Consider the following 23,033-nt stretch of genomic DNA (forward strand, 5'->3'; position numbering starts at 1 on the left):
TTGGTTAGCGAGTAGGCACTGCTGCACAAACTTTACGACTCACCATCATGTTGGCGGCAACCGACCCCCCCTCCGCCACAGCCTCAGACGGTAATCGCGGTACTTTGTTCCAGCCAGCCCAGCAACTGCAAAGCCTGCGCATTAGTATTGCCGCACACATACTCAGCAGCCTGAAACGCCGAACACACTGCTGGCCGCTCGGGCAGACCGAAGATTAAACAGTGGTTATCCACATCCAGCTGCACGCAACGCACACCCGCCGGCTTGCCGTCGGGCATACCTGGGATCGGAGAGCTGATCGAAGGGGCAATGCAACAAGCACCGCAGCCAGCACGACAATTCATCAATGGCAAACCTCGAGACCCGCAAAACTGTAAAAGCAGCGGAGTCTACGCCGCCTTTTCTGAGTTCTGTATCCAGGGCTTAAAGATTCAGACGAAAACAAAGCGCCGTAGACGCGCCTTAGCACTATCGACTAAAGAGCTGAGGTAACTGCTCGGCACATAAGTCGGCCGCAGACCTTATACCCTGGGCATCACACCTAACTTTGCTTACGGCCCTGTAGGCGAGCCAAAAGGCTTGACGTGTCCCAGCGGCCACCGCCCATGCTCTGAACGTCGGCATAAAACTGATCAACCAGCGCGGTGACCGGCAGCTGCGCACCATTGCTTCGGGCTTCGGCTAACAGGATCGACAGGTCCTTACGCATCCAGTCCACGGCAAAGCCATGCTCGAACTCACCGGCGAGCATGGTCTTGTGACGATTCTCTAGCTGCCAGGACTGCGCCGCGCCCTTGCTGATCACTTCCATCGCCCCCTGCGCGTCGAGCCCCGCGCACTGAGCGAAATGCAGCGCTTCGGACAACCCCTGAACCAGTCCGGCGATGCAGATCTGATTAACCATTTTAGTCAGCTGACCGCTACCGGCCTCACCCATCAGCCGCGCCATACGCGCATAAGCCTGGATAACCGGCTCGGCCCTGGCATAGGTCGCCACCTCACCACCAACCATGATGGTTAAAGCGCCGTTCTCTGCACCGGCCTGACCGCCAGACACCGGCGCATCGAGAAAGCCCAACTGCAGCACCGCTGCCTGCTCGGCCAATTCGCGTGCCACTTGCGCCGACGCCGTGGTGTGATCAATCAATACGGCGCCCGGCTGCATGCCAGCAAAAGCACCCTGCTCTCCCAGCACAACGCCTCGAAGATCATCGTCATTACCGACGCAAACCATCACAAACTCAGCATCTGCTGCCGCTTCACGCGGGGTCGGTGCATGGCTGCCGGCGTGTTCGCCGACCCACTGCGCCGCCTTGGCTGCAGTGCGGTTGTACACACACACCTGGTGCCCGGCACGAGCCAGATGCCCGGCCATTGGATAACCCATCACGCCCAGCCCGATAAACGCCAGCTTTGCCATATACGCCCCTTATTTTCTTCACTTAAGGCCTGCCGCCCAAGACCTGCACAGCCTTGCTTAACAATGCACCTACGACGACTGCGCAGACACCTATTGGCTGCAAGCATGCCCGCCACATCAAGCAAGCGCCAGTACAGCCTTAGGACAAAACTGTATGGTCGCGCCCGCCGGCAGGGGTTATCCATCGCCGCAACGGTTTTAATACGTGCGGCACGAATAGAGCGCTTGCCCAAAATTCGCCGTGTCAATGGAAAGACTGCATCGCCAAAACCACCAGCTGAATACCTCTGCAGCCTAAAGGCGGCTCTAAACCAGCCTGGCTTGCAGTTTCAGATGACGCAGAAAAAGCGCTTGTGCATACTTGCAGGCCTTTCTATGGCCTGCCATTGAAGGCAGGATTGCCTTTTAATACTCCTCCGAGGAATTGCAGATGTTTAAGGTCAATGAGTACTTCGATGGCACCGTTAAATCCATTGCCTTCGGCATGGCTGAAGGCCCTGCCACCATTGGCGTGATGGCTGCTGGCGAATACGAGTTCGGTACCAACCAGCTGGAAGTCATGCATGTAGTCGCCGGCGCCCTGACCGTCAAACTGCCTGACAGCGAAAGCTGGGAAACCTTCACCAGCGGTAGCCAGTTCACTGTGCCGGCTAACAGCACGTTCCAGCTCAAGGTCGTCACCGACACCGCCTACCTCTGCGAATACCGCTAAACCACCGGCCATCAAAAGCCCAGTGCTATAAGCACTTAGCCGACGAATAAGCGTTACTACGTGAGTTTGGATCACAAAAAATCAACCCCGGCGCCGATACAGTTATCGGGGTTGACTCACCAGGCCTATCCCTAGATCCGAATCATACGAAACCATCTTTATTACCCCCAACGCATTAACGCATTAACGCGTTTGAGCCTCCTTGAGCTTCTTACGCTCGAGGAAGTCGAGCTTCCACTGTTCCACGCCGACACGCTCAGCATCGAGATTGGCTTCGACTTTATACTGACTTTTGAGCGCCGCAATTTCGCCTTGATAATCGATCAAAAAACGATCAAAACGCTTGATAACGTCAGCATGCTTGATGCTCGACAGTTTAAAAGTGCCGCGGTTATACGGCAGTTTGGGGTCGAATATCAGCGCTCCGGGACGCGCGCGAATGTTATCCAGGTAATGAGTGGCGACCGCCACGTTGAAGTACGCGCCATCGGTGTCCCTCTTCATAGCCTGGCGGATCATCTGGCGCAAATCATCGCTGTAGGTCAGCTCAATCAGCCCGGCATCGATGCGCTGCTGATAGCCCCACGGCGTCCAGCCATTGACCATGGCTAGGCGTTTAAGCTGTTCGAGAGGTCGTCCAAGGCGCTGCGGCGCCACAAGCACGCCGTCCACATACTCAACCACGCCCTGACTGTAGGTAAGTGTATGGCCGGCCTTTTGCACCTGCGCCCAGGTCTCGCTGTCGGGGTACTTGAAATCCACTTGAGCGCTAAGCAGTGCTGGCAGTAGCTGCTCAACAGGTAATACCTTGTAGCTCAATTCGACACCGCTCTTTTCCCCAAACAGGTCAAACAGGTCACGGGCAAAGCCCTGATACTGGCCTTATGCATCGATGCTGTAGTGCGGCGCAAAGGCCAATTTCTCGACACCGATCACATAACGCTCAGCACTGGCCGCGCTGGAACAGACAACGACGAACAAACTGCAGACGTGCGAGGGTTTCACAGCAGACCTCCTGTTGAATCGTGATATGGGAATCAATAAAGCCGCGCAAAGCCCAGCAAAGGCAGCGCGATGCTAGCCGCCCGTCATGCTCATAAAACGCACCACCTGCACCTGAGCATCAGTCTCGAAGTGATGGCGTTCGGGTTTAAGCTGTAAGGCCTGCTGCAAGGCATCGCGCAGTCGTTCGCTGTCACCAGGGTGAGCGCGCATCAGACTTTTAAGATCCAGGGCATTTTCATGACCCAGGCAAAGCACTAACTTGCCTTCAGCGGTCACGCGTACGCGATTGCAGTCACCGCAAAAGTTGTGGCTATGGGGGGAAATAAAACCTATTTGGCTGTCGCTGCCTACCACCTGCCAATAACGCGACGGGCCGCCAGTCAGCTTGCTGCTACGCACCAAGGCGTGGCGTTGTTCGATACGTTCGCGCACCTCATCACTGGAACAAAACGTCTGCTCGCGCTGGTGGCTGGTAATACTGCCTAGGGGCATTTCCTCGATAAAGCTGATGTCCAAACCACGGGCCATGGCGAACTCGACAAGATCGAGCACTTCATCGTCGTTACGGCCTTTCTGCACCACGGTGTTGAGTTTTATTCTGCTAAAGCCAGCAGCCCGCGCTGTATCGATGCCCGCTAATACTTGTTCGAGTTTGTCGCGGCGGGTAAAGGCAGCAAACCGTTCGCGCTGGAGTGAGTCCAGGCTGACATTCAGACGTTTGACCCCAGCGGCCTGCAACTGCGGCGCCAATTCGGTCAGTTGTGAGCCGTTGGTGGTGATGGCCAAGTCCTCCAGCTCAGGGCGCTGGCCTAGGCGGGTCAGCAGGCTCAACACATTCTTGCGCACCAGTGGCTCACCTCCGGTGATGCGGATGCGTTTTACCCCAAGCCCGATAAACGCGTCCGCCACGTTATACAGTTCTTCAAGGCTGAGAATCTGCTCGCGCGCAGCGAAGACCATGTCCTCGCTCATGCAGTAGGTGCAACGGAAGTCGCATCGATCGGTAACCGACAAACGCAAGTAGGTGATGCGTCGACCGAAGGGGTCAACCAGTTGATTGTTCACTGCAGGTCTCCTAGAGCTCAACGAGCCGAGACTTTTGTTAAGAATGCATTTAACCCGATCAAAACAGATAAGTTGAATTCTGTATACAACGACCTGACCAGAAAGTCAGAAAGCCCGATCGAGCCCCGCCACTCGCCTTGAGCGCCGCGCAAAGCCGGTGCTACCATGCCCGCCGCTGCCCAGCGCCGGGCGATCGAAAGAAGCAACGAGGCCTATGACCAGTATTCGCGAACGTAACACCGCGCTGATTTTACGCGCAGCCAGTGAGGAGTTCGCCGACAAAGGCTTTGCCGCCAGTAAAACCAGCGATATCGCTGCCAAGGCCGGGGTGCCCAAGCCCAACGTCTATTACTATTTCAAGTCAAAAGAAAATCTCTACCGCGAAGTACTGGAAAGTATTATCGAACCGCTATTGGAGGCATCTGCCCCCTTCAATCAGCCGGGCCAACCGGCTGACGTGCTGCGCGCCTACATCCGCTCGAAGATCCGTATCTCCCGCGAACTGCCATCGGCCTCCAAGGTGTTCGCCAGCGAAATCATGCACGGTGCGCCGCACCTGTCCGCCGATCAAACCGCGCAACTGAATACTCAAGCCAAACACAATATTGCGTGCATCCAAGGCTGGGTCGACCAGGGCCTGATGGCCAAGGTTGACCCGCATCACTTGATGTTCAGCATCTGGGCCGCGACCCAGACCTACGCCGACTTCGACTGGCAGATCGCCACCGTCACCGGCAAAGCCAATCTGGACGACGCCGACTACGAAGCCGCCGCGCAGACCATCATCCGCCTGGTGATAAAGGGCTGTGAGATCGACGAAAACCAACCCAGTGCCTCCGAGCAAGTCACCCGCGCCTGAGCCTGGTTATGCGCCCTACCCTTGGCTTAGGTCACTGCCCGTGGGCTCAGTGGGAGGGGCTTTAGCGGCGAACTGTTAGAACTCTCGTCGTGGCTAAAGCCCCTCCCACTGGATCAGGCCGCGCCCCCGGCATCGGCGGTCAGCCCCACCGACTCCACCGCGCCAATCGCACACTGCTCGTCGATGTCCGAGGTATCGCCGGTGATACCGATGGCGCCGATCACTTCGCCCTGCTCGTCACGGATCAATACACCACCCGCCGCCGGCACCAGCTTGCCGTCGACCAGGTTATTCAGCGCACCGATAAAGGCCGGCCGCTGCAGCGCGTCTGCCGCGATGGCACGCGAGCCCTTGCCCAGCGCCACCGCGCCCCAAGCCTTGCCGATGGCTATCTGCGGGCGTAGCAGGCTCGCGCCGTCCTCACGCTGCAGGCTGATCAGGTGGCCGCCGGCATCCAGCACGGCAACAGTCAACGGTGCCGCGGACAGCTCCCGGCCAAGCGCCAGGGCTTGGTTGCTGATGGTGGTCGCGGTGTGCAGGTTCATAGCGCTCATATCTAGAGCCCTCCTCGGAGAATGGATGGGAACAGGGCCTGCACGCACGACGTCATCGTCCGGAGCGAACAGGCGGGACAAGCCCAACGCACGGATCGTACACAATCAATAATATTTTTAGTACATATAAAAATATTATTTGTATACAATTTAGCCTTCGTTCATCCTTCCCAATACCCCGGGCTGCTGTAGATCGTTTTCAGGTAGTCGATGAAAAAACGCACCTTGGCGGGCAAATAACGCTGCTGCGGATAGACCGCCTGAATGTCGTAAGCCGGCACGGCGAACTCGTCGAGCACCGTAACCAACTGCCCGCGCTTGAGTTCAGCCTGAATCTCCCAGGTCGAGCGCCAGCCGATGCCCAGGCCCTGTTTGACCCAGTTGTAGAGGAGCTCGCCGTCATTGCAATCGAGATTGCCGGAAACCTTGACCACCACCTGTTTTCCATCGCGCAGGAAGGTCCAGCCGCGCTGCTGGCCACCCTGCAGGTTGAACGCCAGGCAGTTGTGTTCGGCCAGATCCTCGAGGGCCTTGGGGGCGGGATGGCGCTCAAAATAGTCCGGCGAACCGCAGACCACCCGACGATTGGGGAACAGCTTGACAGCCACGTAGTTGGGATCTGTCACCTCGCCGATGCGGATGCCCATGTCGTAGCCCTGACGAACCAGATCAACCACGCTATCGGTCAGGTTGAACGACAGGTTCAGCTCCGGATAACGCGCCTGGAACGCCGGCGCATGTGGCGCGATATGCCGACGGCCGAACGCTGCAGGTGCCGACACCACCAGGTGCCCGCTCACCGAATGGCTGCCGTGGGTGATGCTGGCATCGGCCTCGGCGAAATCGCGCAGCAAACCGCGGGCCCGCTCCAGGTATTGCTCGCCCAGATCGGTCAGCGACAGGCCACGGGTCGAGCGATGCATCAACTTGACCCCCAGGTGCCGTTCGAGCATGTCGAGTCGCCGGCCCATCACCACCGGGGTCACTCCTTCAACCAAGGAGGCAGCGGCGAAGCTGCCCTGATCGGCCACCAGAACAAAACTGTGCAAAGCCGTGTAACGATCCATTCGATACTCCTGATACCGACAGAAATGCAAATTCCTGCAATTTACTCCATTACACCCTACCTCCATGCTCTAGGCATGTAGAAATAATATCGACTAAATCCTGGAGGAGTTTTTCATGGCGCGTATGAGAGCAATCGAAGCTGCAGTACTGGTGATGCGCCGCGAGGGCGTTGACACGGCGTTCGGGATTCCCGGCGCGGCGATCAATCCGCTGTACGCGGCCCTGCAAAAAATCGGCGGCATCGACCACGTCCTGGCGCGCCACGTCGAAGGCGCCTCGCACATGGCCGAGGGTTACACCCGCACCAATGCAGGTAACATCGGCGTGTGCATCGGCACCTCGGGTCCGGCCGGCACCGACATGGTCACCGGCCTGTACTCGGCTTCCGCCGACTCCATCCCGATTCTGTGCATCACCGGCCAAGCGCCGCGTGCACGCATGCACAAGGAAGACTTCCAGGCGGTCGACATCACCAGCATCGTCAAGCCGGTGACCAAGTGGGCGACCACCGTAATGGAGCCGGGTCAGGTGCCGCGCGCCTTCCAGAAAGCCTTCTTCGAAATGCGCAGCGGCCGTCCAGGCCCCGTGCTGATCGACCTGCCGTTCGACGTGCAGATGGCTGAAATCGAATTCGACATCGACGCCTACCAACCACTGCCACTGGCCAAGCCAGCGGCCAACCGGGTGCAGGCCGAGAAAGCCCTGGCCATGCTGAATGACTCCGAGCGTCCATTGCTGGTCGCCGGTGGCGGTATCTTCAACGCCGACGCGGCCGACAAGCTGGTCGAGTTCGCCGAACTGACCGGCGTACCGGTCATCCCAACCCTGATGGGCTGGGGCGCAATTCCGGACGACCACAAGTTGATGGTCGGCATGGTGGGCCTGCAGACGTCGCACCGTTACGGCAACGCCACCCTGCTGGCCTCCGACTTGGTGTTCGGCATCGGCAACCGCTGGGCCAACCGCCACACCGGCAGCATCGAGGTCTACACCGAAGGCCGCAAGTTCATCCATGTCGACATCGAGCCGACCCAGATCGGCCGTGTATTCAACCCGGACCTGGGCATCGTTTCCGACGCAGGCGCCGCACTGGATGCCTTTATCGCCGTGGCCAAGGAATGGAAAGCCGCTGGCAAGCTGAAAAACCGCAGCGCCTGGCTGGAATCCTGTCAGGAGCGCAAGCGCACCCTGCAGCGCAAGACTCACTTCGACAACGTGCCGGTTAAGCCGCAGCGCGTGTACGAAGAGATGAACGAGTTCTTCGGTAAAGACACCTGCTACGTCAGCACCATCGGTCTGTCGCAGATCGCCGGCGCGCAGTTCCTCCACGTCTACAAGCCGCGCCACTGGATCAACTGTGGTCAGGCCGGTCCGCTCGGCTGGACCATTCCAGCGGCACTGGGTGTGGTCAAGGCTGATCCGACTCGCAACGTAGTGGCGCTGTCCGGCGACTATGACTTCCAGTTCATGATCGAAGAACTGGCAGTCGGCGCGCAGTTCAACCTGCCGTATATCCACGTCGTGGTGAACAACTCCTACCTAGGCCTGATCCGTCAGTCGCAGCGCGGTTTTGAGATGGACTACTGCGTGCAGTTGGCCTTCGAGAACATCAACGCGCCGGAGATCAACGGTTACGGTGTCGACCACGTAGCCGTGGTTGAAGGTCTGGGTTGCAAAGCCGTCCGTGTGTTCGAGCCGAACGACATCCAGGCTGCACTGGCCAAGGCCAAAGCGCTGATGGAAGAGTTCCGTGTACCGGTAATGGTGGAAATCATCCTGGAGCGCGTTACCAACATCTCCATGGGTGTGGAAATCAACGCTATCAACGAGTTCGAAGAACTCGCCGAGCGCGGTGCCGACGCACCAAGCGCGATTTTATTGTTGGATTGATGCAATCGTACGGTGGATGTGACGAAGCACATCCACCGTTTCAAGATGGAAAACGCTATGCGTTTTCCACGGGGTGGCCATCCACCCTACGCACCGAATAAAGGAGCCTACCATGCCCCGTTTTGCCGCTAATCTGTCCATGCTGTTCACTGAAGTGGACTTTCTAGAGCGTTTTGACGCCGCCGCTGCCGCTGGCTTCAGCGGTGTCGAATACCTGTTCCCCTACGATTTCCCAGCCGAGGTGATCAAGGCTCGTCTTGAGACCAACCAGCTTGAGCAGGTGTTGTTCAACCTGCCAGCCGGCGATTGGGCCAAGGGCGAGCGCGGTATCGCCTGCCACCCTGATCGCGTCGAGGAGTTCCGTGCCGGCGTCGACCAGGCTATCGCCTACGCCAAGGTGCTGGGCAATACACAGATCAACTGCCTGGCCGGTATCCGTCCGCAAGGCTACGACTGCGCAACGATTGAGCAGACCTTCGTTGATAACCTCACGTTTGCCGCCGAGAAGCTGCAAGCCGCCGGGATCAAGCTGGTTATAGAGATGATCAACACCCGCGACATCCCAGGCTTCTACCTGAACACTACCGTGCAGGCCCTGGCCATTCGCGACAAGGTCGCCAGCGCCAACCTGTTCCTGCAATACGACATCTACCACATGCAAATCATGGAAGGTGACCTGGCGCGTACCGTCGAGGCCAACCTGGCTGTGATCAACCACGTGCAGCTAGCCGACAACCCAGGCCGCAACGAGCCGGGCACGGGCGAGATCAATTACCGCTTCCTCTTCGAGCACCTGGATCGCATTGGTTACCAGGGCTGGATTGGCTGTGAATACAAGCCAGCCACCACCACCACTGCCGGCCTTGGCTGGCTGAAAGCTTACAACGCCATCTAATCGGAGGATCTCTCACATGGCTAAAATCGGATTTATCGGCACGGGCATCATGGGTAAACCCATGGCGCAAAACCTGCAAAAAGCAGGTCACACCCTCTTCCTCTCCGAACACCACGACAAGGCCCCGGCTGATCTGGTGGCCGAGGGCGCTATCGCCCTGGCCAGTCCGCGTGAAGTGGCGCAGGAAGCCGAATTCATCATCATCATGGTGCCGGACACCCCGCAGGTTGAAGACGTCCTGTTCAGCAAAGGCGGTGTGGTTGAAGGCGCTGGCGCTGGCAAAATCGTGATCGACATGAGCTCGATCTCGCCGACCGCCACCAAGGTGTTCGCGGACAAGATCAAAGCCACAGGCGCTGCGTACCTTGACGCGCCGGTTTCCGGTGGTGAAGTGGGCGCTAAAGCCGCCACCCTGTCGATCATGGTCGGCGGTTGCCCGAAAGCCTTCGACCGCGCGCTGCCGCTGTTCCAGGCCATGGGCAAGAACATCACCCACGTCGGTGGCAGTGGTGACGGCCAGACCGCTAAGGTGGCCAACCAGATCATCGTCGCCCTGAACATTCAGGCTGTCGCTGAAGCCCTGCTGTTCGCCGCCAAGAACGGCGCCGATCCAGCCAAGGTGCGTGAGGCTCTGATGGGCGGCTTCGCCGGTTCGAAAATCCTTGAAGTGCACGGCGAGCGCATGATCAAAGGCACCTTTGATCCGGGCTTCCGTATCAGCCTGCACCAGAAGGACCTCAACCTCGCCCTCGCCGGCGCCCGTGAGCTAGGCCTTAACCTGCCTAACACCGCCAACGCCCAGCAAGTGTTCAGCACCTGCTCGGCCATCGGCGGCAGCAACTGGGACCACTCGGCGTTGATTAAAGGCCTGGAACACATGGCCAATTTCAACATCCGCGGCGAGTAAGCCCCCGCAGCGTTGATCACTGCATCAGCGGGTTGAGCCAAGGTAGGTTGGATCAACCTGATCGCACCGACACGCAACACGGGTGCGGCGCTTAGGACGCTCCAGCGTCAAACGTTATGATGCAGTACATCCAACGCTGCCCCACGCTGGAGCGTGGGGACGATTACCGTTCTGAGTCGGGGTCAGCCGCCTCAGAACGCCCCTTTCGATCTGCCCGGTAAAACGGTGTCACGGCCTGTTTGCCGGGTGGATCGATTCTAGTGCAGAGGGCCTTCCCAGAAGACCCTGCGCACTAGAATTGAAGTTGGTCCAGACCTAGAGAGATCGCCATGTCCATCGATCCGCAACGCCTGCTACGCGACTTGTTCGCCAGCGCCATCGACGCCGCCCACCCGCGCCAGGTTTTGGCAAATTACCTCCCCGCAGACCGCAGCGGCCGCGTCATCGTCATTGGCGCCGGCAAGGCCGCCGCGGCCATGGCCGAAGTGATCGAGCAGGAATGGCACGGTGAGGTCTCAGGCTTAGTGGTGACCCGCTACGAGCACGGTGCCAATTGCCAGAAAATCGAAGTCGTCGAGGCTGCGCATCCGGTCCCCGATGATGCCGGTGAGCGTGTCGCCCGCCGAGTACTGGAGCTGGTGAGTAACCTCAGCGAAAGCGACCGGGTGATCTTCCTGCTCTCCGGTGGCGGTTCGTCCCTGCTCGCCCTGCCCGCGGCGGGCATCTCGCTCGCTGATAAGCAGGCAATCAACAAGGCGCTGCTGAAATCCGGCGCCACCATTGGTGAGATGAACTGCGTACGCAAGCACCTCTCGGCGATCAAGGGCGGTCGTTTGGCCAAGGCCAGTTGGCCGGCCAGCGTCTACACCTATGCGATTTCTGATGTGCCCGGTGATGAAGCAACAGTGATCGCCTCCGGCCCGACCGTGGCCGACCCCACCACCTCGGCCGAAGCCCTGGCGATTCTCGCCCGCTATAGCATCGAGATCCCCGCCAACGTGCGCAGCTGGTTGCAAAGCGCCGAGTCGGAAACGATTAAACCCGGCGACCCATGCCTGGCGCGCAGCCACTTCCAGCTGATCGCCCGCCCACAGAAGTCGCTGGATGCCGCTGCGGCGGTGGTGCTCTCCGCTGGCTTGCCGGTACTGATTCTCGGCGACCTGGAAGGCGAGTCGCGCGAGGTGGCCAAGGTCCACGCTGGCATCGCCAAACAGGTGGTGTTGCATGGCCAGCCGATCAAGGCGCCCTGCGTGATTCTCTCCGGTGGCGAAACCACCGTGACCGTGCGCGGCAACGGCCGTGGTGGGCGCAATGCCGAATTCCTCCTCAGCCTGACCGACAGCCTCAAGGGCTTGCCGGGTGTGTATGCCCTGGCCGGTGATACCGACGGCATCGATGGCTCCGAAGACAATGCCGGGGCGATCATGACCCCCGAGAGCCACGCCCGCGCCGCCGCACTGGGCTTAAGCAGCAGTGATGAGCTGGACAACAACAACGGCTATGGCTACTTCGCCGCCCTTGACCAACTGATCATCACCGGGCCGACGTGCACCAACGTCAATGATTTCCGCGCCATTCTTATTCTCGAAGGTTCTGCCCAATGAACGCCGATAAAAAAGTAAAAATCCTCGCTACCCTTGGCCCTGCCATTAAAACCATCGACGACATCCGTCAGCTGATGGAAAACGGCGCCAACCTGTTCCGCCTAAATTTCAGCCACGGTGAGCACGCCGATCACTCTGAGCGTTACAACTGGGTGCGTGAAGTTGAGAAACAGCTAAATACGCCGATCGGCATCCTCATGGACCTGCAAGGCCCGAAACTGCGCGTCGGCAAATTTGCCGAGGGCAAGGTCATGCTCGAACGCGGGCAAAGCCTGCGCCTGGATCTAGACAAGACCCCTGGCAACAGCGAGCGGGTCAACCTGCCGCACCCAGAGATCATCGAAGCGCTGCAGCCGGGCATGAGCTTGCTGCTCGACGATGGCCGCCTGCGCCTGCAAGTCACCGCCAAACACAGCGATGCCGTCGACACCCAGGTGATCGCCGGTGGCGAACTGTCCGACCGCAAAGGCGTTAACGTACCGGAAGCTGTGCTGCAACTCAGCCCGCTGACCGAGAAAGACCGCCGCGATCTGACCTTTGGCCTGGAGCTGGGTGTGGATTGGGTCGCACTGTCGTTCGTGCAGCGCCCAGAAGATATCATCGAAGCGCGCGAGCTGATCCAGGGCAAAGCTTTGCTGATGGCCAAGATCGAGAAGCCCTCGGCCGTGGTGCACCTGGAAGAAATTGCCAAACTGTGCGACGCGATCATGGTTGCCCGTGGCGACCTGGGCGTGGAAGTGCCGGCAGAAAATGTACCGCGCATCCAGAGAGACATCATCCGCACCTGCCGCCAGCTCGGTAAGCCGGTGGTAGTGGCCACGCAGATGCTTGAATCCATGCGCTTCTCCCCAGCGCCGACCCGTGCCGAAGTCACCGACGTGGCCAACGCTGTGGCCGAAGGCGCCGATGCGGTCATGCTCTCGGCGGAAACAGCCTCCGGTGATTACCCGCAAGAAGCCGTGCAGATGATGAGCAAAATCATTCGCCAGGTGGAAAGTGGCCCGGACTTCCAGGCCCAGCTCGACGTTAGCCGTCCGGTCGCCGAAGCCACCTCCTCCGACGCCATCAGCTGCGCGATACGCCGCATCAGCACCATTCTGCCGGTCGCCGCGCTGGTCAATTACACCGAGTCGGGCAGTTCCAGCCTGCGGGCCTCACGCGAGCGCCCTGCCGTGCCGATCCTCAGCCTGACCCCAAGCCTCAACACGGCCCGTCGCCTGAGCGTGGCCTGGGGCGTGTATTCGGTGGTCAACGCGCGCTTGAGCAAGGTTGAAGACGTTACCCGTACGGCCCTGGAAACAGCCCGTAGTACAGGCTTAGCCAAAACCGGCGACACCGTGGTGATCACCGCTGGCGAGCCGTTCGGCCAGCCTGGCAGCACCAACAGCCTGCGTATCGAAATTCTCCACTGAGTCATGACTGCAGCGGGTTCTAGGCCCGCTGCATAAGTGCTCCCCCTGGCTTTGCCAGTTTTAAGGCACCCTCTGTTCCCGCAGTGGGTGCTTCTTTTTTATGGCCCGCGCCCCAGGCGGACACCGCTTGGGCCGTCGCTGCATGGCGTTTAAAAGAGCCCTGTCATTTTATTCAGGTTCGTTTGCATGTCGTCACTCCCGCTCCCCATCAGCACCCGGCAAGGCTTGCGCGTCTTGCTCAACGGTTTCAGCCAGATTTTCCTGCAAACTCACCCCGGGTGCGGCCTGCTGGTGGTGCTGGCCATCGCCGTTGGCGCACCGCAGTTACTGGCCGGCGCACTGCTCGGTGGCTTCAGCAGCACGTTGACGGCGCAGCGCCGCGGCTTTGCCAGCGCAGATATCGAACTGGGCCTGTATGGCTACAACGGCATATTGCTGGGCATGCTGATCAGCCTGCAGTTCACCTGGTCGCTATTACTGCCGCTGTTGATCATCGCCATTGCCGGGCTGTCCAGCCTGTTGCTGGAACCCTGGATGCGGCGCATGCGTCAGCACCAGTGGCTGCCGGCCTTCACCTTGCCCTTTGTGACCCTAAGCTGGCTGGTGCTATGGCTGGCCCCGGCCCTGCAATTGCAGCTGCAACAGCCGGCACCGAGCCAGCTACTGCCGCTCGATTGGCTGGCCAGTGTGCTGGCGATGGCACGCGGTTTGGGCCAGGTGATTTTCCTCGATCAACCCCTGGCCGGCGCCTGCATATTATTTGGCCTGCTGTTGGCTGATCGGCGCGCCGCCTGCTGGGCGCTCTTGGGCTCCGCCGGCGGCTTGGCCCTGGCGCTGAACCAAGGTCTGGGACAACAAAGCGCGCTTATCGGCCTGTATGGCTACAACGCTGCGCTGGCCGCTATAGCCCTAAACCAGGTGAACCGACAGGTTTGGCTGCCCGCATTGGGCATCGTGCTGGCGTTGGCGCTGCAACCTGGCTTCAGCGCACTGGGGCTGCCCGCCTTGACCATGCCCTTTATCCTCACCTGCTGGCTGGTGAGCGCCAGCCAACGACTACTGCGTAAAGCCGCAGACGACTGCACACCACTGCCGCCGCGTAAGAGCAAAAGCTTGCATCGTCAGGATAAAAGTCCCTAGGCAGCAGAGTTACTCGTTCGTGTTTTTGCCGGGACAACTAAAAGACGCAGCCAGAACACCCTCGATACGCCACAGGGCCTGCGACAGCAGTTGTACAACATCACCTGTTACCGACCCACCTATCGGGATTCAGTTTAACTTTGGCCGATGCACAGAGTGCATTGTGCAGAAACGCCGAATAATTCATTTTTTGTGTTCAGCAATCAACGTCATCGCGAATTTATGTCTATGGTTTATTTACCTACCCGTTTCTGGCCAACGCGCTACCTAAGCGCGCTAACTGCGACTGATCCATGTGATTGAATGAAGGCAACCTGGCGCGGGATAGTTCTAGGAGACAGGCATGTCAAATGATTCAGAACTAACCGCAGCCTCTGATAACGAAGAAAAAGATCGTATCAATCCCATTGTCTTTTATGGTTCTGCCATCGGTATCGTGGCATTCGCTTTGTGGACCATGCTCTTCACCGAGTCAGCGGGAGCGGTCATTAACAGCGTCCTGGCTTGGATTTCTGACACCTTCGGCTGGTTCTACTTCGTAGCGATCCTGTCCTATCTCATCTTCGTCATCTGTATTGGCCTGTCGCGCTTCGGCAACCTGAGGCTTGGTCCAGCCCACTCAGTGCCTGACTTCAACGTGGTCACGTGGGCAGCGATGCTGTTCTCGGCGGGGATCGGCATTGACCTGCTATTTTTTTGCATCGCAGAGCCCGTCACCCAATTTCTAGCACCACCCGTTGGTCAGGGCGGCACCGTTGAAGCAGCTCGCCACGCCATGGAGCTGACTTTCCTGCATTGGGGCGTCTCGGGTTGGGGCGTCTATACGCTGGTCGGTATGTCACTGGCGTTCTTCAGTTATAGGCATGGCCTGCCACTCACCATCCGCTCGGCGCTGTATCCGGTGTTCGGTAAGCACATTAATGGCTTCATCGGCCACACCGTAGATATCGCGGCAGTACTCGGTACCGTTTTCGGCATTGCCACCAGCCTAGGCATCGGCATTATCCAGCTCAATTTCGGCTTGACCTATATGTTCGACGTCCCCGAGGGCACGGTTACCCAAGCGGTGCTGGCCGTGCTAATCGTGATCTTCTCAGCCATTTCCGCAGTTACCGGGGTTGATAAGGGCATTCGTCGACTTTCAGAGTTCAACATGCTCCTAGCCGTCGCCTTGCTGCTATTCGTGCTGTTTACCGGCAAGACGGTGTTTCTGCTCAACACACTGGTCATGAACATTGGCGACTACATTGCAAACTTCGCCAGCCTGTCACTGAACACTTACTCCTTTGACCAACCGACCGAATGGCTGAATGCCTGGACGGTGTTCTTCTGGGCTTGGTGGATTGCCTGGGGGCCCTTCGTCGGGCTGTTCCTTGCACGAATTTCCCGCGGTCGCACTATCCGTCAATTCGTTGCCGGCACTCTTATCCTCCCGCTAACGTTCATGATGGTTTGGATGTCGATCATGGGTAACAGCGCAATCGATCTAGTGATGAACGACAGTGGCGTCGCCGAGTTCGGTACACAAGCCATGAACAATCCGGGCTCGTCTATCTACCTTTTCCTGCAAAGCCTTCCCTGGGTTGGGCTGACCACGGTGGTGGTGACCATTTTGGCCATCGTGTTCTTCGTAACGTCAGGAGACTCTGGCTCGTTAGTGCTCTCCAACCTGACTTCAGTATTGCGTGACCCCAACAGCGATGCGCCGGCCTGGATGCGTATCCTTTGGGCCGCAATAATCGGCGTACTGACTCTGGCCTTATTGATGGCCGGCGGGCTTGGGGCGCTGCAAAGTACCGTGGTAATTATGGGCCTACCCTTTGCCTTTACCTTGTTCCTGATGATGCTCGGCCTTTATAAGGCCTTAAAGGTGGAGGGCCTCAAGGAGGACAGCTACCGCGGCAGCATGGCTGGCTACCTGTCGGGACGCACCCTACAAGATAAAGCGGGTACGCAAAACTGGAGGCAGCGCCTATCGCGTGCGATGAGTTTCCCCAGTCACAAACAAGTGCGTGCATTTTTACGTGAGGTTGGCAAACCAGCTATGGATTCGATTCGCGATGTACTCAGCGAAAAAGACCTTAAAGTTGACGTTATCGAGGTCTTAGGCGAGGACGAGCACCTCGAACTGAATGTGGATCTGGGCGGCGAACAGGACTTCACCTATCAAATCTGGCCACGCCGCTGCGCCATGCCAGCGTTCGCCATGCGCGCAGCCAGTTCAGGCCCCCACTACTACCGTCAGGAAGTGCACATTGGCGAGGGTGGTCAAGGCTATGACCTGGCGGGATATACCAAGGAGCAGGTGATCGGCGACATTCTCGATCAGTACGAGCGGCACCTTTACTTCCTGCATACCCAACGCGAAATGCCCGGTCGCGAGGCCAAGATGCCCGATGACCCAAATACTGCCGGTCGCTGATAGACAGGAGCCATACCATGGCAACGCAACACTTCGATCAGAGCGTTGACTACGTCATAGTCGGTGCCGGCTCAGCCGGCTCGGTATTGGCTAATCGTCTGAGTGCCAGTGGCACTCACCAAGTATTAGTGCTCGAATTCGGTGGCAAGGACAATTCGATCTTTATCCAGATGCCCACAGCGTTCTCCATTCCGCTGAACATGGCACGTTTCGATTGGCAACTGCACACCGCGCCTGAACCCGGCCTCAAAGGCCGCACACTTCATCAGGCGCGCGGCAAGGTGATCGGTGGGTCTTCGTCAATCAACGGCATGGCCTATGTGCGTGGCTGCGCCGGGGACTACGAGGAATGGGTCGAGTTAGGTGCTGAGGGATGGGGCTACGCCGATGTTTTACCCTACTTTAAACGCGCCGAGGACTGCCTGTACGGCGAGGATGCCTATCGCTCAACTGGCGGTCAGGTTGGCGTATGCAACGGCAATAATATGCAGAACCCGCTCTACCGGGCTTTTATCGAGGCAGGCCAACAGGCCGGTTACGGCAAAACTGAGGATTACAACGGCTATCGCCAGGAAGGCTTTTGTCGGATGGACATGTCTGTACGTGATGGCGTGCGCAGTTCAACCGCCAACGCCTACCTTAAGCCTGCATTGGGTCGGGCAAACCTTCACCTGCAAATGCACGCGCTGACCACCCGCGTACTGCTGGATGGCAAGCGCGCAGTCGGCATTGAATATCGCCAAGGGGGTAAAACGTACCGAGTTGAAGCCCGCAGTGAAGTGATCCTTAGCGCCAGCGCTTTCAACTCGCCAAAATTATTGATGCTCTCCGGTATTGGCCCTGCCGCTCACCTCAGGGAGCACGGTATTGAAGTGGTGCACGACCTTCCCGGTGTTGGCGAAAACCTCCACGACCATCTAGAGGTCTGGGTGCAGCAGGCCTGCACCCAAAAGATCACACTCAATGGCTGGCTCAACCCCTTTGGCCAACTACTAATTGGCGCACGCTGGTTCTTCTTCAAGTCTGGCCTCGGAGCGAGTAATCAATTCGAGTCAAACGGCTATATTCGCAGTCGGGCGGGGCTAAAATACCCTGACCTGCAGTACCACTTTCTAGCTGGAGCCATTGCTTACGATGGCTCCAGTGCCACTAAGGGCCATGGCTTCCAGGTACATCTTGGCGCGAACAAGCCCAAAAGCAGAGGTCGTTTACGCCTGAAATCCAGCGACCCCAGCGCAGCACCGGAGATTTTTTTCAACTACCTGCAAGAGGAAGAAGACAAGCAGGCCTACCGCGATGGTTTACGCCTAACCCGGGAAATCTTCGCCCAAAAGGCCTTTGATCCTTATCGGGGGCCAGAAGTGTCGCCTGGAGACAAAGTCCAGAGCGACGCAGAGATCGACAATTGGGTGGCCGAGAGCGCCGAAACCGCTTATCACCCCTGTGGCTCATGTCGTATGGGCACCGACCCATTGGCCGTAGTCGATCCACAGTGTCGCGTTCACGGTATCGAAAATTTGCGCGTGGTGGACTCATCCGTCATGCCCGCCGTGACTAACGGCAATATCAATGCGCCGACCATCATGATCGGCGAGAAGGCCGCCGATCACATACTCGGTGTGCCGCTGCTTAAGCCCTTAGATTCACCGGTATTTTTCGCCCCAGACTGGGAGAACAGTCAGCGCCAGCGCGCAACGAGTTGAAAGGCGCTGCCACTGCGGACCAGGACGGCAGATTATTATCTGCCTGCGCTGCGCCAATAGCTTGTCTTGGATGCGTCAGGGCTAGACATACATCACCTGCATTCCAACATCTGAAACAACACCTCATCCTGCGGCGCCTTCGATTGTTCGAAATCCAGCGTTATAGGCAAAGCCAAGCTCACTTAGTCAATTACTAAGCAGTCGGCAAATTATCAGCGTCTGATACCCAATGCCTGCAGCACCGATAAGGTCGACCAGCGCTGCAGGTTACCCATGACGAAAAAGGGTTTAACCCATTGCAACCAGTTGCCACCCCTTAAGCGAACAGTGCGTGCATACACTAATGGCCAGCAGTATTAGTCACCTTGACCTAGTTGGTGAACGCACAGCAACATGCACGCTCTAGGTCGCACAACATTGTGTTCAAAGCTCACCTGAGCAGCGTAAAGCCCTCATCAGGACACATCTCACGGGCCTAGTAACTTGTTCGCTCTATCGACGAACACTGCCCACGGAGCCGCCAGAACACCATGGATACGCCGCAGACCCTGCGTCAGCAGCTGTACAGCATTATCTTCTTCACTGACACGCCGGCCGGGCAGCGCTTTGATCGCTACCTGTTGGTGGCCATCCTGGCCAGCCTGGTGGTCGTCATGGTCGATAGCATCGACAGCATCCACACCCAGTACGGGGAAACGCTGACTGTATTTGAATGGGCCTTCACGGCGTTGTTCGCCATGGAGTACGCGGTGCGTCTGTACTGCTCGCCGAAACCGCTGCGCTATGTGTTCAGTTTCTTCGGCCTGATTGACCTGGTGGCGATTCTTCCGGCGATCCTCGCATTGTTTTACGGCGACGCTCAGTACCTGCTGATCATCCGGGTGATTCGCATGCTGCGGGTATTCCGTGTGCTCAAGCTCAGCCCCTACCTGAAACAGGCTAATTTTCTCCTGACTGCACTGCGCGGCAGCCGGCAAAAAATCATCGTCTTCTTCGCCAGCATCGCCACCCTAGTCACGGTGTTTGGCACCCTGATGTACGTCGTCGAAGGCCCGGTTAATGGTTTTACCAGCATCCCCACCGGCATCTATTGGGCCGTGGTCACCTTAACCACCGTAGGCTTCGGCGATATCGTACCGAAGACGCCGCTGGGTCAGGCCCTTTCGACGTTGGTAATGATCACTGGTTATTCAATTATCGCCGTACCCACCGGTATTTTCACCGCTGAACTGGCCAATGCCATGCGCGGTGGTGGCGATCAGTTGTCACACAACTGCCCAACCTGCGCCAAGGACTTCCACGAGCACGGCGCGGCCTTCTGCAACCGCTGCGGTAATCCGCTGTACCCACGGCAGAGTGACACGCCGTAAAACCTTAAAGCAGGCACAAAAAACCGCAGCTAACTGCGGTTTTTTTCTTGGCGTTTAAGCTCATCCGCGCTCGATTGGCGTCGACGTTAGCTCAAACGGGCTGTTGCTACGGCGCTGGTTACGATCTTCGCGCGGGGTGGCGCCGAAGAAGTTCCGGTAGGCGCTAGAGAAGTGCGGACCGGAGGAAAAACCACAGGACAAGCCAATCTGAATAATCGACTTGCTGGTTTGCATCAGCAGCTGGCGCGCCTTATTTAAGCGCAGCTCTAGGTAATACTGACTGGGTACACGGTTGAGGTATTGCTTGAAGATACGTTCCAGCTGACGCCGCGAGACACAGACATGCTGGGCGATTTCGTCAGTGGTCAGCGGCTCTTCGATATTGGCTTCCATCAGCAGTACAGCCTGGGTCAGCTTGGGGTGGCTGGAGCCCAAACGGTTCTGCAGCGGAATGCGCTGGCGCTCACCGCCTTCACGAATGCGCTCCACGACTAACTCTTCCGACACCGCGCCGGCCAGCTCGGCGCCGTGATCGCGGGCCAACAAGGCCAGCAACAGGTCGAGCACCGCCAGGCCGCCACAGGCGCTGAGGCGATCACGGTCGCAGTCAAACAGATGACTGGTGGCAATTACCTTGGGAAAGCGCTCACTGAAATCATCCTGCCAGCGCCAGTGCACCGAAGCGCGGTAACCATCCAGCAACCCCAATTGCGCCAATGGGTATACCCCAGCCGCAATCGCACCGATCACACAACCGCCGCGCACCACCTGTTTAAGCGCGGCAGAGAGTGCGGCGGGCATTGGTCCGGGTGGCTCATCAGCCAGCAAGAAGAGCCTGTGACAGCCCTCCAGCTTGCCCACCCAAGACTCTCCCGGCAGCCGCCAGGTGTCTTCAGGCGGCGCTTCGGCCTGCAGAAAAACCAACTCGTAGACCACCTCGGGGTGGACGCGCTGGGCAACGCGCAGCGCTTCCTCGGCCAAGGCAAGGGTCAAGGGCTTAGTAGAGGGCCAAAGCAGGAAGCCAATTCGGTGGGCATTCATGAGGGCAGTTTAGGCTCTGGTGGCGATTATGGGCATAGCTAGAATGGCTGCAGTTATTGCCGCAGGTTATTTGAGGCTGCCGGAAAGGAACTGCTGCAAGCGCTCGGATTGTGGATTGGCCAAGACTTCGCGCGGGCAACCGCGCTCCTCTACCACGCCCTTATGTAGGAACACCAACTGGTTGGACACCTCACGGGCAAAGCCCATTTCGTGAGTGACCACCACCATGGTGCGGCCTTCTTGGGCCAGGTCCTGCATCACCTTGAGCACCTCGCCGACCAGCTCTGGGTCAAGCGCCGAGGTAGGCTCGTCAAACAGCATCACCTCAGGCTCCATGGCCAGGGCGCGGGCGATGGCCACACGTTGCTGCTCACCGCCGCTCATGTGCGCGGGGTAAGCATCTTTGCGGTGTGCCACACCGACCTTGTTAAGGTAGTGCTCGGCTTTTTCCAGGGCATCCTTCTTGCTCATGCCGAGCACGTGCACCGGGGCTTCCATGACATTTTCCAGAGCGCTCATGTGCGACCAGAGGTTGAAATGCTGGAACACCATGGACAGGCGCGAGCGCATGCGCTGCAACTGCTTAGGGTCAGCCGCCTTTAGGCCGCCGTCCTTATTGGCCACCAGCTTGAGCTCTTCATTGTTAAGCAGAATCTTGCCGCTGTGCGGTTGCTCCAGCAGGTTGATGCAACGCAGGAAGGTACTCTTACCCGAACCACTGGAGCCGATGATGCTGATCACATCACCGGCCTTGGCAGCCAGCGACACGCCCTTTAAAACTTCATGGCTACCGTAGCGCTTGTGCAGATCCTGAACTTCAAGTTTGTACATGGTTTCCACTCTCTTGAATCAGTCGCTGAGCAAGCGACCCTGGCGAATAGGGGTGCAACCGGCCACTTTCGCCAGCCACAAACCGGGCTGGGCGAAACGTAACCGCTCGCGCGCATAGAGCACACCGTCTGTAACGGCACAGACAGTTGTGTGGCGATCGTCCAGCGGATCGATCACTTCAAATAAGGGGTCGCCGACCTTGACCTGAGCACCGACCGGCTGCAAGAAGCTCACCACTCCAGCGTGCGGCGCATAGGCGTATTGCGCACCGGCAAACGGCGTGGCTTCGCAGCTTCCGGCAGGTATTGATGGCCAGTCACCAGCAATCAGCCCCTGCTCGGCCAAGAACGCCAGGATGCTTTCGGCGCTGGCTTCGGCCTCAGGTTTACCGGTATCGGCCATGCCGCCCAGCTCAACCGTCGCCGCCAGGCAGGTCAACGGCACAGTAGCGTTTGGGAACTGTCGCGCAAGCTGCACCCAGGGCAAGGCGCAGGCTTCATCAAAGGAGTTGCCGCCAGAGTCCTCAACGGTCAGCGCCGCAGCTGCGTGCAACCGCGCCGCCAGTGAGCGCAGCTGCGGCCATTGTTGTGGCAGCAAGTACAGGTGCACGGCAGCATCAAAATCACAGTGCAAGTCGAGCACCACATCGGCATCGCAGGCATGGGTGAGCAGCAGGCGCTGTAGGCCTTGCAGCTCCGAGCCAGCTGGCGGCAAAGCTTCCAGCGTGGCCTGCATAGCGGCGCGGATCAGCCGCACATTGCTCGGGCCATCACTGCCCAGGCAGCCTTGCAAAGCAGGCGCGATGGCAGCGGCCAGGTCAGTAAAATCGCGATTAAAGTTCTTCCCGCTGCCCAGCTCGAAACGGCCCTGATGGGCGGCCTGGAACATCTGCCCCAAGCCAATCGGGTTAGCCACGGGCACCAGTTCGATCACGCCGGTCAAGCGACCCTGGGCTTCTAACTCAAGCAAGCGGCGCTTGAGCTCAACCGCCACGCGCATTCCGGGCATCTCATCAGCATGCAACGAGGCCTGGATATAAGCCTTGCAAGGACCACTGCCAAAGCGGAAAACGCTCAGGCGACGTTCCGTACCGGGGCAACCCCAAGGCAATGGATGATCGATACGCTGCATACGC

Annotated in this window: 19 protein-coding genes and 1 pseudogene; 11 read left to right on the forward strand and 9 right to left on the reverse strand. The window is 58.6% G+C overall.

What is annotated here, in order from left to right; all coding sequences use genetic code 11:
- Positions 1–83: 83 nt before the first annotated feature.
- Together BMZ32_RS11310 and BMZ32_RS11315 are read right to left on the reverse strand one after the other, a co-directional pair.
- Complete coding sequence (locus BMZ32_RS11310) at positions 84–344, reverse strand: YkgJ family cysteine cluster protein (RefSeq protein ID WP_090242066.1); 261 nt, start codon at positions 342–344, stop codon at positions 84–86.
- A 197-nt stretch (positions 345–541) separates the two neighbouring features.
- Complete coding sequence (locus BMZ32_RS11315; RefSeq protein ID WP_090242067.1) at positions 542–1,420, reverse strand: NAD(P)-dependent oxidoreductase; 879 nt, start codon at positions 1,418–1,420, stop codon at positions 542–544.
- 430 nt (positions 1,421–1,850) lie between these two features.
- Here BMZ32_RS11315 and ppnP point away from each other — a divergent pair, with 430 nt between their 5' ends.
- Positions 1,851–2,132: a pyrimidine/purine nucleoside phosphorylase gene (gene ppnP / locus BMZ32_RS11320; protein ID WP_090242068.1), complete on the forward strand. Its 282-nt coding sequence runs from the start codon at positions 1,851–1,853 to the stop codon at positions 2,130–2,132.
- Between the two features lie 183 nt (positions 2,133–2,315).
- On the opposite strand, the pseudogene BMZ32_RS11325 reads toward ppnP, so the two are convergent.
- Together BMZ32_RS11325 and moaA are read right to left on the reverse strand one after the other, a co-directional pair.
- Positions 2,316–3,137, reverse strand: a pseudogene (locus BMZ32_RS11325) (transporter substrate-binding domain-containing protein).
- Positions 3,138–3,209: 72 nt separating this feature from the next.
- Entirely contained in the window at positions 3,210–4,202 is a 993-nt protein-coding gene (moaA, locus tag BMZ32_RS11330) for a GTP 3',8-cyclase MoaA (RefSeq protein ID WP_090242069.1), read from the reverse strand.
- Positions 4,203–4,416: 214 nt separating this feature from the next.
- On the opposite strand from moaA, the gene BMZ32_RS11335 reads away from it, so the two are divergent.
- The gene (locus BMZ32_RS11335; RefSeq protein ID WP_090242070.1) at positions 4,417–5,061 is read left to right on the forward strand and encodes a TetR/AcrR family transcriptional regulator; all 645 of its coding nucleotides are present in this window, start codon (positions 4,417–4,419) and stop codon (positions 5,059–5,061) included.
- Positions 5,062–5,174: 113 nt separating this feature from the next.
- Here the strand turns inward: BMZ32_RS11335 and BMZ32_RS11340 are convergent, their stop codons facing one another.
- The gene (locus BMZ32_RS11340; RefSeq protein WP_090242071.1) at positions 5,175–5,615 is read right to left on the reverse strand and encodes a GlcG/HbpS family heme-binding protein; all 441 of its coding nucleotides are present in this window, start codon (positions 5,613–5,615) and stop codon (positions 5,175–5,177) included.
- Between the two features lie 161 nt (positions 5,616–5,776).
- Complete coding sequence (locus BMZ32_RS11345; RefSeq protein WP_090242072.1) at positions 5,777–6,682, reverse strand: LysR family transcriptional regulator; 906 nt, start codon at positions 6,680–6,682, stop codon at positions 5,777–5,779.
- A 115-nt stretch (positions 6,683–6,797) separates the two neighbouring features.
- On the opposite strand from BMZ32_RS11345, the gene gcl reads away from it, so the two are divergent.
- From gcl to BMZ32_RS11390, 9 genes are all read left to right on the forward strand, one after another.
- Positions 6,798–8,573 carry a glyoxylate carboligase gene (gcl, locus tag BMZ32_RS11350; protein ID WP_090242073.1) on the forward strand — a complete coding sequence of 592 codons (1,776 nt, stop codon included), beginning with the start codon at positions 6,798–6,800 and terminating at the stop codon, positions 8,571–8,573.
- A gap of 112 nt (positions 8,574–8,685) precedes the next feature.
- A complete protein-coding gene (gene hyi, locus BMZ32_RS11355; RefSeq protein WP_090242074.1) occupies positions 8,686–9,468 on the forward strand; it encodes a hydroxypyruvate isomerase in 783 nt (260 codons plus the stop codon).
- 16 nt (positions 9,469–9,484) lie between these two features.
- Positions 9,485–10,375, forward strand: a complete 891-nt coding sequence (locus BMZ32_RS11360; protein ID WP_090242075.1) for a 2-hydroxy-3-oxopropionate reductase — start codon at positions 9,485–9,487, stop codon at positions 10,373–10,375.
- Between the two features lie 329 nt (positions 10,376–10,704).
- Positions 10,705–11,979: a glycerate kinase type-2 family protein gene (locus BMZ32_RS11365; RefSeq protein ID WP_090242076.1), complete on the forward strand. Its 1,275-nt coding sequence runs from the start codon at positions 10,705–10,707 to the stop codon at positions 11,977–11,979.
- The gene (pyk, locus tag BMZ32_RS11370) at positions 11,976–13,391 is read left to right on the forward strand and encodes a pyruvate kinase (protein ID WP_090242077.1); all 1,416 of its coding nucleotides are present in this window, start codon (positions 11,976–11,978) and stop codon (positions 13,389–13,391) included. The genes BMZ32_RS11365 and pyk overlap by 4 nt, the downstream gene beginning before the upstream one ends.
- A 186-nt stretch (positions 13,392–13,577) precedes the next feature.
- Positions 13,578–14,531 carry an urea transporter gene (locus BMZ32_RS11375; protein ID WP_090242078.1) on the forward strand — a complete coding sequence of 318 codons (954 nt, stop codon included), beginning with the start codon at positions 13,578–13,580 and terminating at the stop codon, positions 14,529–14,531.
- A gap of 343 nt (positions 14,532–14,874) precedes the next feature.
- Positions 14,875–16,953 carry a choline BCCT transporter BetT gene (betT, locus tag BMZ32_RS11380; protein WP_090242079.1) on the forward strand — a complete coding sequence of 693 codons (2,079 nt, stop codon included), beginning with the start codon at positions 14,875–14,877 and terminating at the stop codon, positions 16,951–16,953.
- A 17-nt stretch (positions 16,954–16,970) separates the two neighbouring features.
- Positions 16,971–18,656, forward strand: coding sequence for a choline dehydrogenase (gene betA, locus BMZ32_RS11385; RefSeq protein ID WP_090242080.1), 1,686 nt, complete (start codon positions 16,971–16,973; stop codon positions 18,654–18,656).
- A gap of 530 nt (positions 18,657–19,186) precedes the next feature.
- On the forward strand, positions 19,187–20,026 hold the full coding sequence (locus tag BMZ32_RS11390) for an ion transporter (RefSeq protein WP_090242081.1): 840 nt from the start codon (positions 19,187–19,189) through the stop codon (positions 20,024–20,026).
- A gap of 60 nt (positions 20,027–20,086) precedes the next feature.
- Here the strand turns inward: BMZ32_RS11390 and argR are convergent, their stop codons facing one another.
- From argR to BMZ32_RS11405, 3 genes are all read right to left on the reverse strand, one after another.
- Complete coding sequence (gene argR, locus BMZ32_RS11395) at positions 20,087–21,067, reverse strand: transcriptional regulator ArgR (protein WP_090242082.1); 981 nt, start codon at positions 21,065–21,067, stop codon at positions 20,087–20,089.
- Positions 21,068–21,133: 66 nt separating this feature from the next.
- Positions 21,134–21,898, reverse strand: coding sequence for an ABC transporter ATP-binding protein (locus BMZ32_RS11400; protein WP_090242083.1), 765 nt, complete (start codon positions 21,896–21,898; stop codon positions 21,134–21,136).
- Between the two features lie 18 nt (positions 21,899–21,916).
- Positions 21,917–23,029 carry a succinylglutamate desuccinylase/aspartoacylase family protein gene (locus BMZ32_RS11405; protein WP_090242084.1) on the reverse strand — a complete coding sequence of 371 codons (1,113 nt, stop codon included), beginning with the start codon at positions 23,027–23,029 and terminating at the stop codon, positions 21,917–21,919.
- Between the last annotated feature and the right edge of the window lie 4 nt (positions 23,030–23,033).

This window comes from Pseudomonas guineae, from assembly GCF_900113745.1.
GTDB lineage: Bacteria > Pseudomonadota > Gammaproteobacteria > Pseudomonadales > Pseudomonadaceae > Aquipseudomonas > Aquipseudomonas guineae.